The 13182-nt window shown below is 34.5% G+C and carries 14 protein-coding genes and 1 pseudogene; 1 reads left to right on the top strand and 14 read right to left on the bottom strand.

Annotation, left to right across the window (positions count from 1 at the left end; all coding sequences use genetic code 11):
* Nucleotides 1-31: 31 nt before the first annotated feature.
* Together MT340_RS05555 and ytkD are read right to left on the bottom strand one after the other, a co-directional pair.
* Nucleotides 32-799 carry an alpha/beta hydrolase family protein gene (locus tag MT340_RS05555; RefSeq protein WP_481906662.1) on the bottom strand — a complete coding sequence of 256 codons (768 nt, stop codon included), beginning with the start codon at nucleotides 797-799 and terminating at the stop codon, nucleotides 32-34.
* 4 nt (nucleotides 800-803) lie between these two features.
* The gene (gene ytkD, locus MT340_RS05550; RefSeq protein ID WP_243590240.1) at nucleotides 804-1241 is read right to left on the bottom strand and encodes an RNA deprotection pyrophosphohydrolase; all 438 of its coding nucleotides are present in this window, start codon (nucleotides 1239-1241) and stop codon (nucleotides 804-806) included.
* A gap of 100 nt (nucleotides 1242-1341) precedes the next feature.
* On the opposite strand from ytkD, the gene yidD reads away from it, so the two are divergent.
* On the top strand, nucleotides 1342-1593 hold the full coding sequence (gene yidD / locus MT340_RS05545) for a membrane protein insertion efficiency factor YidD (protein WP_243589094.1): 252 nt from the start codon (nucleotides 1342-1344) through the stop codon (nucleotides 1591-1593).
* On the opposite strand, the gene menC is transcribed toward yidD, so the two are convergent.
* The 12 genes and pseudogenes from menC to MT340_RS05480 all read right to left on the bottom strand — a co-directional run bounded on the left by menC (nucleotide 1584) and on the right by MT340_RS05480 (nucleotide 13177).
* Nucleotides 1584-2591 carry an o-succinylbenzoate synthase gene (gene menC, locus MT340_RS05540; protein ID WP_243589093.1) on the bottom strand — a complete coding sequence of 336 codons (1008 nt, stop codon included), beginning with the start codon at nucleotides 2589-2591 and terminating at the stop codon, nucleotides 1584-1586. The two genes, yidD and menC, sit on opposite strands and share 10 nt — an antisense overlap.
* Nucleotides 2581-3987, bottom strand: coding sequence for an o-succinylbenzoate--CoA ligase (gene menE / locus MT340_RS05535; protein WP_243589092.1), 1407 nt, complete (start codon nucleotides 3985-3987; stop codon nucleotides 2581-2583). Before menE ends, menC begins: the two co-directional genes overlap by 11 nt.
* 570 nt (nucleotides 3988-4557) lie before the next feature.
* Nucleotides 4558-4749: pseudogene (locus MT340_RS05530) on the bottom strand (hypothetical protein); the annotation flags it as partial.
* A 618-nt stretch (nucleotides 4750-5367) separates the two neighbouring features.
* Entirely contained in the window at nucleotides 5368-6780 is a 1413-nt protein-coding gene (locus MT340_RS12855) for an N-acetylmuramoyl-L-alanine amidase (RefSeq protein ID WP_279390859.1), read from the bottom strand.
* An 11-nt stretch (nucleotides 6781-6791) separates the two neighbouring features.
* Nucleotides 6792-7043: a phage holin gene (locus tag MT340_RS05515; protein ID WP_240574379.1), complete on the bottom strand. Its 252-nt coding sequence runs from the start codon at nucleotides 7041-7043 to the stop codon at nucleotides 6792-6794.
* Between the two features lie 28 nt (nucleotides 7044-7071).
* Nucleotides 7072-7608: a hypothetical protein gene (locus MT340_RS05510; RefSeq protein ID WP_240574382.1), complete on the bottom strand. Its 537-nt coding sequence runs from the start codon at nucleotides 7606-7608 to the stop codon at nucleotides 7072-7074.
* Nucleotides 7608-8099, bottom strand: coding sequence for a hypothetical protein (locus MT340_RS05505; RefSeq protein ID WP_243603648.1), 492 nt, complete (start codon nucleotides 8097-8099; stop codon nucleotides 7608-7610). Before MT340_RS05505 ends, MT340_RS05510 begins: the two co-directional genes overlap by 1 nt.
* A 44-nt stretch (nucleotides 8100-8143) precedes the next feature.
* Nucleotides 8144-10156, bottom strand: coding sequence for a BppU family phage baseplate upper protein (locus tag MT340_RS05500; protein WP_243603647.1), 2013 nt, complete (start codon nucleotides 10154-10156; stop codon nucleotides 8144-8146).
* Nucleotides 10157-10206: 50 nt separating this feature from the next.
* A complete protein-coding gene (locus tag MT340_RS05495; protein ID WP_243603646.1) occupies nucleotides 10207-12174 on the bottom strand; it encodes a glucosaminidase domain-containing protein in 1968 nt (655 codons plus the stop codon).
* A 42-nt stretch (nucleotides 12175-12216) separates the two neighbouring features.
* Nucleotides 12217-12612, bottom strand: coding sequence for a hypothetical protein (locus MT340_RS05490; RefSeq protein ID WP_243603645.1), 396 nt, complete (start codon nucleotides 12610-12612; stop codon nucleotides 12217-12219).
* Nucleotides 12596-13051, bottom strand: coding sequence for a hypothetical protein (locus MT340_RS05485; RefSeq protein ID WP_284120972.1), 456 nt, complete (start codon nucleotides 13049-13051; stop codon nucleotides 12596-12598). Before MT340_RS05485 ends, MT340_RS05490 begins: the two co-directional genes overlap by 17 nt.
* Nucleotides 13052-13066: 15 nt before the next feature.
* On the bottom strand, nucleotides 13067-13177 hold the full coding sequence (locus tag MT340_RS05480; protein WP_284120971.1) for an XkdX family protein: 111 nt from the start codon (nucleotides 13175-13177) through the stop codon (nucleotides 13067-13069).
* Nucleotides 13178-13182 lie beyond the last annotated feature (5 nt).

Raw genomic sequence — 13182 nt, 5'->3', positions numbered from 1 at the left:
ATGCCCACTCCACTGACACCTTATTGATGTGTTAGTGAGAATGGGCATTTTCTTTTTGCTTTTCAATTTTATTCATCCAAAGATGAACGTAATTCAATACATCTTTCATTGCTTTAGGGCGTGGTACATGGCCTTCTTCTAATTGATAGAATGTGTCATATTGAGCTTTCTTTTTCTGCAACTGTTCTTCTAAATAATAAGCTTGATGAATGCCAACTTGCCAATCTTTGCCTCCATGCACAATTAATATGGGAGGGCTCGTATGATCTATATCCTTAATCGCATCACGTTTCTCATACTCTTCTTTATCTTTCTTAGGATGACCAACCATTCGTCGCAACATTCCACGCAAGTCCACGCGTTCTTCGTACATTAATCGCACATCAGAAACCCCTCCCCATGCAATGTAACTATCAACTGGATAATCTTGGAACGTAAGTAACCCTTGCAATCCCCCTCTTGAGAATCCAATCATATGCACATAAGCATTTGAATATTTCTTTTTTACAATGCGCACTAGTTCTGTCACATCGTTTAAATCAGCACGACAAAATTCATCTCGACCTTCACTACCATTACTTCCTCTATAATATGGTCCTACCACTAAGGTATTTAAATTTGCAAACTGCATTAATCTTGCTGCACGAACACGTCCAACTTGACCTTTACCTCCGCGTAAATAAATCACTATGCGTTTTACACTTTCCTCATAAGGCGTCATTTGTAATGCTTTAACTTTAAGACTATCAACCTCATAAGTGATTTCTTCAAAACGGTGCGTGTTTGACTCAATCGGCATTTTTTTAGTAGCTATAATACCCAAGCTCAATCACCCTCTCCAAACATTTGAGAATAGCATCATCCTGAATTAAATAACTTTGATGTGCTTCAGAAATATCATCAATTCGTTTGAATAACTGAGGACCTTCAGTTTCTAAATAGTCCTTTTTATTTTGAACCTCTTTGACCTCAATGACATAAACATCTTTAGCAAACTTAGAACCATTATTCGTATGCACTTGATATTGCGCAATATAATTTATATTACTAGCAATCGCACCTGTTTCTTCAAACAACTCTCTCTCAACGGCTTCTCGACTAGATTCTCCTTGTTCAACTTTGCCACCAGGAAATTCAATACCTCTTTGTTTGTGTTGTGTAAATAATAATTGTTTCTGGAAAATGGGAATAGCTAAAACGTGATTGCCATTCGGATCATCATTATTTGTTTTAAACTGCATTGTGACACGTCTATCATCTTTATCTATAAACTCCACGTTCTTCACTACTCCTTTGAATGTGTTAAACTATTTAATAATTAATCTATGTTGGAGGATTTCCATGTTTAAAAAAATATTTTTAGGCATCATTCATATATATCAACATTATATCTCACCAATGACACCACCGACTTGTCGCTTTTATCCTACTTGTTCAGAATATACTAGAGAAGCAATTGAAGTCTATGGTGCCTTTAAAGGTGGCTATATGGGCGTACGTCGTATTTTAAAATGTCATCCACTTCATAAAGGTGGTTTCGACCCTGTCCCTTTAAAAAAAGATAAAAATAATCACGAACACCATCACTCATAAGGTGTTAATTGTGCTTTATTAATAATTGGGGGATTAAAATGTATCAATCCCTCTTTTAATTTACCTATGCTTTGCGTATAATCTTCTTTAAAATAATACCCATCCGGCGTAATATCTCCTGGATAATCCCCTTCGTTTGCTAACAACGCTGTAAAGTAACGGCTCAAACCATACTCATACATTCCACCAACTACCACTTTAACTTGATGTTGATGTAAAGTTTGAATTAATTGTTGCGCTTTATCAATCCCACCTACTCTAAATGGTTTTATAATCACCACGTCGATTGGATATTGATCAATTATTGAAATAATCGCTTCCTCGTTGAGTGCTTTTTCATCTATAGCAATGGGTGGATAATTATTTAGATCTACTTCATTAAGTAGAGATAATGATTTAAAGGGTTCTTCGATATATATAATATGTTGCGACGTAAGTTGTTTTACCTTTTCCAAATCTTGAATAGATAACGATTCATTAGCATCTAGCGCTAAATAATATTTGTGATTAAGATGTGTATTCAACTTAAATATGTCCTCATTCAACTGATTAGACCATTTAAGCTTAATACGAGGCGGTTGCGTCGTTTGAAGTGTTTGTAATTGTGCTTCCGTTAAACCACTAGCAGTAGCTCCATATCCTACAGTGAAACTAGGTAACTGATGATACATTTGGTAGATTGCCATCACTGCTGTACAACGTGCAGCAGGATAAGACTCAAGTTGACGCAAATATGGCTCCCAATCCGCAAACGTATTAAACGTGACATTTTTGACGTGGGCCGTCCATTCTTCTAAAACATTTTTTACCGAATAAATGGTTTCTTTATCATACCAATTTGTTTCAAACGCGTTGCTTTCTCCAAAATAAGACTGATTATTATCAGTAATGAATTCTACTATAAGTGCTTTTCTATGCGTCATTTCAACTTTAGGAGTAATAATCGGAGAATGAAATGCTGCATTGTAATAATAAAAATTGATCCCTTTAATTTTCATGTTGATTTACCTGTGAAATGATTTTATTTCGTTGTAACTTTCCAGTAGAAGTATAAGGTAATGATTCCATACGATAATAATGTTTAGGTGTTTTATACTTAGCTAAATTATTTTGTAAAAATTGGGTAAGTGCATCATGTGAAATTTCATTTTCAGAAACATAATAAAGCACTGGAATTTGGCCCCAAGTTTCGTCTTCCTGTGGAACACATACTGCATCTTCTATACCTTCAAATTTCTTAGCTATCGTTTCAATTTCATATGGATAAATATTCTCCCCACCACTTATGATTAAATCTTTACGACGATCATAAACCATAACATAACCTTCGTTATCTATTTCTGCAATATCACCTGTTTTGAAGTAACCATCTTCAAACGTATCATCCAGTTGCTCAGGGTATAAATAGCCATTCATGACATTGTTGCCTTTAATTAGAAGTTCTCCATGCCCTTCTTCATTTGGATTTTTAATTTTTACTTTCACATTCTCACTTGGTTTTCCAACAGTATCATAACGTTGTGCAAGCATTTCTGGTGTTGCAGTTAAGAATTGAGAACACGTTTCTGTCATTCCAAACGAATTATAGATAGGTAAATGATAAGTAAGTGCTTGATCTATTAATGTTGATGATAATTTCGCGCCACCTAGTAATATTTTTTCTATTGAAAATGGTTGATTTAACCCTGCATCCATAAGCCATTTTAATGTTTGTGGCACGAGTGACACATGGGTAGGTTTCTCTTCTTTTATAATATTAAGCATTGTTTGAGTTTCATATTTTTTTAAAATACGAACTGTAAAGCCTTGAATCATTGCACGTAAAATCACACTTAAACCTGAAATGTGATAGATAGGCAATACAGATAGCCATGTCGTATCTTGATCAAAGCCTAAACTCTGTTTACATCCTATGGCACTCGCATAATGATTTTCAAAGGTTTGTGGTACAGCCTTTTGTGGACCTGTAGTTCCAGAAGTAAACATAATTGAAGCAATACGTGTTATATCGAATGATTGTGTGTTTGAAGATGGTTCAAAAGTGTTTAAATCATTGAAATTTACAATTTTAAAAGAAGGTAAATCAAAATTCGTAGTAGAAATAATTGTAGAAATATCTACAGAACGCATTTGATTAATCATTTCTTGTTGTGTTAACCGTGTATTTATCATGGCCACTTCAATATTAGCTAACCAGCATGCATTCACTAGTATTACTGATTCAATATTATTATGAATATATAGCCCCACTCTATTTTCATTCAAAGAAAGTAAGCGTTGCGATAATTTGAAAGCACGATGATATAAATCTTCAAATGTTATTGCAGTTTCACCATCTGTAACTGCTATTTTATTTTTATTATTTATACTTTGTTCTTTTAACCAAAAATCCAATATTCATTCCTCCATACACTATACATATCAATTATAACGATTTTTATAAGAGTTAGCAGTGGTTATGATTAAAATATATGCGATTGGTTTTTTAAATTTCTATAAATCAAAAAAAGAAGACAATTCAAATTGTCTTCTTTACTATCTGAGTAATCAAACGGGAAGTAAGGGATTTTTATAAATATAGAACTAGCTAGAAAAATGCTTATTTATCGCATTTATATCGAATTATCTTTCGAACAAAACTGAACTAAATAGAACTATTTTGACACGCGCTTGACACTTTCGACACAAAAATAACCGGGAATTTATCCCGGTTTTGTTTTATTCTAAAAAGTCTTTTACTTCCTGCAATGTATATTCAAATTGAGTAGGTTCTTCGATTTCTTCGCCAGTAAATTTACTGTTTAAATCTTCATTCTTAATCAAGTCTAAAATATAGTCAGTGTCTTTTAACCATTCAGGGCTAATCTCATATAAGTAAAAACTACCGTATTCATTAGTAATGATTTCAACTGCTTTATCTTGTTTATTCATATCTACTATATAAGTTTTGTTAGTCATTGCTTCTATCCCCTTTTGATAATTATAAAGTTTTTCAGCATTTTTTAATGTCAGATTTTCAATACTTCTCTCACCACGACGCATAGAATTTATGTTGCCGTAACTCACACCAGTCTCTTTGTTTATTTGATAACTTGAAACTTTGTCGTCTAATATAAGTCTTTTGATTGTGTTGATTAATTCATCGTATATATTCATTTTATTAAGAATGAGGCGTTTATATTATTTTAAAATTATTAGTACTACATTAATTATAGCTAACACAATAGTTGTAACCATAAATACTGTTGTTAATCTTCTCATAGTTTTGCTTGTCATTTTTAGCACCTCCATAATATAATGAGGTAAAGGGCTTTCGCCCTTTCCTATTTTAGTAGCGTTACGATGATTGAAATGATTTGTAGTACGACTCCTGCCAGAGCTATTAACATCATTCTTTTATCGTGACGCTTTTTTTCTAATCTTTCTTTTCGCCTCATTCCCTTCACCTCCTAAATATATTATAGTTCATATGAACTATAAAATCAACAATATTTTTATTTTTAGGCATAAAAAAATAGGCCAACCGTCGCAACAGTTGACCTCAGATACACTCCGCAGATGTGTACCGCAATTTCTATTCAATTATAGCATATTTGCGACCGATATTGATGTCGGTCGCATAAAATAGCCATACCCCGAATAGAGATATGGCTAGATCGTTTAGCGTTAAAATCTATTTAATTATAACATAAAAAATAAGGGACAAGCACCGTTATGCTTATCCCTATACGAACGAGTATATAGTGAAATGTCATCTGAGTATATTATATCATATTACTTCCAATTTATCTTGCCAAAATACTTCTCTTTCTTAATACGTTCTTGTTTATCTGTGATTTTACATAAAGCACAATAGAAGTAACCGGCGCTAGGGTTAGTCGGATATTTAAACTTAGCCCACCAATATCCATTGCGTTTAGTCACAGATACAAAGTCTACCCATTGATTTTTAAGTAACCATGAGTTGCTATCTACAACTGATCCATGTAAACCAGCTGAACGTCTAACTTTAATAGTTGTATTAGCAACAAAGCGACCTTTCCAGTTCCACGTGATTTTCTTCTCTTCTTTTTTATCTTTTAGCTTATTAGACAATGTATTAGTTGTGGCTTTAGTAGCAAAGTTAGGTCGAATGAACCACATTTCAGTTTCATAATTGTGCTTTCTGCGTGTAGCCGTTTCCCAACCAGTACCATTATTGATTGGTCCAGAAGTCCAACCACCGCCTAACCAGTTCTGCTCGATTACAACTATATAATCTAAAGTAGCCTCAACTACCCAAGCAACGTGACCCCAACCACCACCGAGTTGAGCACCCCAAACAACTAGGTCACCAGGTTTTGCTAAGAATTTAGGTGTGTTTTTATAAACCTTTGCCTCTTCTTTAAACTTTTCTAAATTCCAAGCGTTAAATGGAATATCTTTAGCTCCGTCACCTTTTAGTCCGTGACCAAATAATTTATTCCAACCAACGTTAGCATAATCAAAACATTGGAATGCTGCATACATATCATAATCATATTGTTTTCCCTCAGTAGCTTTAAGCCACTTCACGAATTCGTCACGTGTGAGTGTAGTAGCACCTTTTTTGGCTGATGTAGGTGTCACTTTGACTTTAACATCTTTTTTGTAGTATTTAGCTACTTGTTTATCTAAGTTGCTTGTGTTACGACCATATCCGCACGCTTGCAAAAGATTGCCTGGATCTTGTTTATCAGATTGGATATCTTGATGTCCCGGCATGCGAGTTTTATAGTCAATATTCCAGTATTCTGCCAAATATGCTAACACACGAGCGCCGTTATCTAAAGCTTTACGAGAACGCTCTTTATCGCTAAAGTAACAAATCTCTACACCAATCGCTACGTCGTTTGCATCTTTGTTATACCAAAGGTTATCAGTAGGCGCGTCATATAATACATGCCATGCTTTTTCTGTTGTCGGTATACATACGACACATTCTTTATCATCAACGAATATATGCGCGCTAGCTACACTGTTCCAAGGTATATTATAAGTATTCTCGTAATAATTAACATTAGTTTGTGCTGATGTATTAGGGTTACCTGTATCATGTGCAACAATAAATTGTGGTTTACCACCATCTAATTTCTCGCCATATCGTCGTGTACCTTTAGTTAATAGATCATAGCGTACTTTTACGCCTTTCCAATTTTCAGTAGCCATTTATAACACCCCTATTTTAAGTTATTTTCTTTCAAGTATTCTTCTTGTGCTTTAGATTTTTGATGTAATACATATGAATTTTTGTACACGCCATATATGGCGATTAAAAACGGTACAGTGGACGTTGCAAAGTTTTCCCAAGCTGTTAATTTATCTGGCATTAAAAATGGCACTTCTATACCACTTGCTTTTAACGCAAGGTATAAAGCGCTTAACATACCACCGAATAAGCCAATATATTGTTTTAATTTATCTGATGTCATCTTCATTCCTCCAAAAAAAGACCAGCGATTACTCGCTAGCCTTTTCAAAATTATATTGTTTATCTTCAATAGGATTATCATTAAATGTGTATGAGATAGTAAAATTACCTGACTTATTGTTTTTTATGACACGTGAAGTTGCCATCATTAAATCTTGTGGAAGTTCGTTACTTCTCGTTGTAACTTCATTGCCGAATGTGTCTTTGTATACTACATCAAAAACATTTAACGGCTCGATAAAAGATAGTGCATCAGCGTCGTTTAATACATCTTTATTTGATAATGCAGAGTAATTATCTTTTTTATTAAGAATCTCATTCAAAAAAAAGGGTAGTGAACCTTCTAAATTGAAAATCGCTGATTGATTTACATCAGCTTGATAAGCAATATAATATCTAAACTCGTTCTCGTTACCATAACTAAGTTCTGATAATTTAATATCTTCTTTATTACGCATAAAATCTTCTTTCATTATTCGCACTACTTCTTCAGCAATAGGTTTTGCCATTAATTCAATCCATTCATTAGTTTGCTCATTATATATTTTAGGAATTGCGTTTGCCATTATTTTTGACCTCCGTTTGTATCTATCCAGATTTTATTTGTATCTTTAGGCGGTTCTGCACTTACGACAAAATCACTGCCACCGTCTTGTTTGATAAGGCCTTTGTCGATACCATATTTAAGCACTTCGTCCCAAATATTCTTACTCTTAATATCTTCAATGCCTTTACCAATAATGCTAGGTACCACTTCGATTTTTGCTTTGTTATCGCTAGGAAACGAATATTTGTTATCAACCCAAATTTCAAGTGTATAAAGACCAGCTGGTATGACATCGTCGATTACAATCTCAACTGCGTTATCTTTAACTACCGTTGCATACGTATACTCAACTTTGTCGTTTAAACTGAAAAACGCTTTAGCACTTAGTTCGTTTAAATCTAAGTTATCGTTATTCGCATCTTGTAACACATAACGCATGATTGATTTATCACCCTGTTTAATACGGTTACCGTCAGTACTTTCAAGCACATTTAATACATTCGTTAACATTTAATCACTCCAATATAAAAAGGCTAGCCGTAGCTAACCTTTGTTTATCTTCCTGTTATTTTTCCGTCAAACTCTGATGTAGGCTTACCTGTTTTAACTCGTATATCGTTGTTGCTATCGACCCAAATACACTTATTACCTAATTGAATAATATTGTTATTCCATGCATGGTTTTTGATTGAAAAATCACCGTCAACGCCTATACCCGTTGAAGTACCCTGCATAAATCCGTTAGGTTCTTTTGTACCGTCACCCATTTTTAAAGCACCTGTCACAAAATCAAATTTTAATCGTGGGAATAAATCAGTTGGCCGTTTCATATTCATAGAATTTGGCGACAAAGATACGTTGTAGTTACTTTCTGATGTATCATCAATTTTTTGAGATGCACTAATCAACTTGAACAACGGCGCTGCATCACTATAAGTGTTCTGATATCTGAATGCACCGTTAGAAGATGAAGTGGCAACTCGAGTAAAACCTTGCCCCTGCAAGATGTTTTTAGATGAAAATTCATCTTCGTTAAAAACAACATTGGCTGATTGGTAACCTAATAACACTGTGTTAAATTGTGTAGGTTTATCTTTAGAATTTGAAAAGAATGATATTGTGTATTTAGGTGATTTATTCTTCTCAAATCGAGCATTGAAAAATGTATTATATACACCTTGCAATCGAATGCCAATTTTAGCAACTTCTCCTTCAACACTGGGTTTAACCCACAAGTTATTATTGATTAAATAAGGGTTAGTATCTGGTTTAGATACAACAATTTGATATACACTTTCTACATTGGTACCTTCACTAGAAAAGTGATAATAACGCCCACCGTCAAATACATTCTCGTTGATCCAACTGATATCGTTTTCTTGTCTAACAACTAAATTAACTTTGTTGTTGGCTAATGTACCGATGTTAAATGTATTGTAAACTGTGCTTTTTGTTGCTGATATACGCAACCCAATGCTAAAGTTTTCGATACGACCGAATGTCAAACGACTTTCAATCACGTTTAATACTTTAATGCCTGTTGAGCCTGTAATATCCCACGCTCTATCTTTTGCAATAACACTAGGTAATGTGGAAATATGTCCTCTTATATAAGTATCTTCATTACCGTATACTATCGTTGGTTTACTACCTACATCAGATAAAATTGAACCTAATGGCATATCAACCACGCAATTAATATTAATTGTATCTGTAACTAACGCTGTACCGTTAAATTGAGCTGCAATGTTATTATTAGCACAATAATCTAATGCTTTTTGTAACGCATCTGTATCGTCTGTTTTGCCATCTCCTACAACACCTAAAGTAGTAATATCTACTGTTGTTTTGTTATTGTTTATGTCACTTTTTATAAGTGTTTCATATTTCAACTCGCCTTTTTTATCATCTAAACTATCATAAACACGTAATAAAGTACCGTCTTTTGCTGGTGCGTTTTCGAAAATTAAAGACGAACCACTATTACCGATTGGTCCTTGTGGCCCTTGTGGACCAACGTCGCCTTTTTCACCTTTAAATTCATCTGGGTTCTCTACTAAATACATATGAATATCATCTTTCAATTCTTGAGTATATTCATCAGTAAGTAACCCCATAGCGTTTTCGGACATGACGTTTCTAACCAATCTTTGCAAAGATGATACATTGACCTCTTTACCAATTGGACCGTCAATACCACTATCTTGAATAGTAAAATAGAAATTGGCTACATGTACACTTTGCGTTTTATATTCTAAAAATAATTTAGCATCTACTCGACCAGCATGTTTAATCACGTTATCTGAGACCTTATAAATAATTACACCGTCTTTTGGAGATACAATATCTAACGGTTCATTTGTAAAAATTGAACCATCTTGACTAAATAGATCTAATCTAGGTTTTAAATTTGTGTCAGTAAAATCTACATTAACGTTGTTATCAGTCACTGTAATTCGAATATAAGCACTACCGTCATCTTCTGTGTAAAAATTCGCGTTGATATTACCGTTTTCGGCGGTACCAACATTGATATTAGTTTCAATATCACTCACTTTACCTATCATATATACACCTCATTTATAAAATTAAGGCTACCCACTCACAGTGAATAGCCTTATCTATATTTATCTTGTATAAAGTACAAACCTTTTAAACCTATCTTTTTGTAATAACTATAAATTGTACTTGCTTGATGTTCACACCAACGTATATCCGTTGCATATTGATGCGTAGCTGGGTTTTTAGGGTTCCAACGCATACGATATAGTGTGTTTTGACCTTTGTTGATATAATCTTGTCTAACAAATTTAGCACCACCGATAATCGCTTTTGCCGGTGTCGTCCAGCCACGATTTTTAGCGAAAGCTATCGCGTTGTTAGGGTTGTTATCATACGCGCCTATTCCAAAGTAGTTGTACATACCATAACGACCACTAGCAAAATTACTTTTACCATTGCCACTTTCTAGCAACGCATGAGCAATCAAATATATCTCGTTGATGTTATATTTTTTACAACCGTCTGCGAACGCCTTACCTTGACCTGATAACGTTCCGCGCCCTTTTAAGATAACGTTCAATTTCGACACGCTAATACCTTGATACTTACCTAAATTAAGCATTTGGTACCGTTGCGATGCGCTGTTCCATATACTTGTAGGGTTCATCGCTGCACTTACAGCTGAACGGCTAGGGAAGTACCATGAATAACCATTACTTTTTTGTGGATACCCTCTATTCATTTGTAAGTTGAGTGCTTGAGCAAATGTAAAACCACTCTTCTCTACTGTGACTTTAGCTTTAGTTTGTTTTGGTGGCGTAGGTTTTTTACTTGTAGAGGTAGCTGGCGTTGAAACTGTTGGTTTAGCTGTTTTAACCTCTTTATCGGATTTAATTTTGATTATTTTTGCACTTGTTGTTGTTACAATTTTCTCTTTCAACAGGTCATCTTTTTTAAGATACATCTCAATGATTTTACTTTCGACTTCTTTGTACTTGCTTCCGTCAGGAATGCCGTTTTTAATCATATCGTAGTCGATTAAATCTTTCATCGAACGCCAAATGTTAGGGTCTGCTTTGATTGTACTTTCAGACAATTTGATTTTTGACCAACTCATTAACCACACACCATATATAAGTGCTTGTAATTGATTTAGCATGAATTGACGTTTACTTTCTGTTTGCGCGCCACAAACTTCTAACACTAACCAACCTGGATGTGAGGGTGCCTCTGTATCAGGTGGTCTAGGGGTCCATATTTGTTCACGGTCAATATAAACGTGTGGATATTCATCTTTGCTAACAAACCGATTACGTTGTAGATACAATTCTTCGACATCTCTCAAATGAGGACACTCTTTGATGTATATACCTTTAGGCTTGGTCATCAAATTACCGTCATCCACTATTAAATGGTCGTTATATTCTAACTCTTTATCTAGAGAGTATTGAAAGTCGGTGTATTGGACTTTTTTAATTTCTTTGAAGTGAGGCTTTTTAGCCTCGCCAGTTGACGTAACATCTTTAGAACTATCTTGTGGCTTAACTTCTGGTTTAACATTTGTTGGTGTTTTGGGTTTGTTTGTTTCGTGTTTAGTTCCAGTCTTTCTAACTTCTTTTTGGTAAGCTGGACGCACAAAACCTGTTACACTTGTATAGCTATGTGTTACATATGCTGCGGCACTTCCCCAGTTGTAGTTTGGTGGGTATTCTTTATGTACCCAATTTTGATCCACGCATCTAAATGTTTTTTTATTACTAGGGCCTACTACAATACCTGTATGCCCTGCCCATCCGATGCCGTTACCAGGATGCCAAACTGCGATATCTCCAGGCAAAGGAACAAAATCAGGCGTATTTTTGATAAACCTGAAACCTTTAGGATATTTGTAATAAGCCATATCAACTGCATTACCCCATGTTCTAAAACCCCAATATCTTTCAAATATATAATTAGGCAAGTCCCAACATTGTGGTCCTCCTCCAGAGCCAGGCAAATCTATTCTTTTTCCTATACTTGCTTTTGCCCATGCTGCAACCTCTGACGCTGTAGGTTTTCGTTTTTTCGGGTTTGGTAGTCCCATTTATCCACCTCCAAAATAAAAAGCCGACTAATTAAAGTCGACTTAAAAAAAGACTTGTGCAAACGCAAAGGCAGCACCCACTAAAGTACCGGCCAAGCCTATGAGTGCTACAATGATTTGAACACTACCTTTTTGTTTTGTTTCTATTGTCCCTTGAATACTTTCTATTTTTTCGTCATGAGACATGACTTTGTACTTAATATCAGTCATTTCATTACCTACGTTTGTCATAACTTTAGTTAAATCTTTGATGTTGTGATTAGTCTCTTTTTGAGCTTCATATGTTTGCTGTTGTAATGTAGTTTGTATCTCAATTTTCGTTTTTAATTCGCCTATTTCTTTGATGTTCTTTTTATCATTTTCGTTAATCTTTTTGTAAATATCGCCGTTTGATTTAACCCATTCGTGGCGTAGTACATACTTATTTTCGTCTGGCATATAAGTCAGCACCTCCAACAAAGGACGCAACAAAACCTGTTGCTGACATTAGCCCCATGTGTACAGTGGTTAGCCAGTTGATTGAATGATAAATACTTGCACTGGTCATTAAAAAATAAAGAATAGCTGACAAAAAACCACCCAATGTAATAAGTTTGCTGAATTTAGTATTTTGATCACTTGATGCAATAAATATAGATGAAATCATTACGATTAAACCTGCAAGCATCACAATGATACCCCAACACCAAATAGGCATAATATGATGTAACGCTAAATAAAAAGAACTATCATCTAATACGTCATCTTGCTCTTTGAACCAAAAGAAACCCCTTAAAAACTCTCTAAAACCATAACTAAAAACCATTATTGATGCTATGGTTTCAGCCAGTGTCAAATCTTTCATATTGTTTTTCATATAACACCTACTTTTTCCCATAATAAAAACCACCAGCTATTCAGCTAGTGGTTCGTAATCTAAACCAGTAATTTCTTTATATTCATCTTCAGTTATCCATTTTACTGTGACGGCTTGTTTTACTTTTTCGAGTGGAAATAATTTCATGTTGT

The sequence above is a fragment of the Staphylococcus sp. NRL 16/872 genome (assembly GCF_022815905.2).
Lineage (GTDB): Bacteria > Bacillota > Bacilli > Staphylococcales > Staphylococcaceae > Staphylococcus.
Note: the sequence above shows the minus strand (reverse complement) of the source record. Positions and strands in the feature narration are given on the sequence as shown.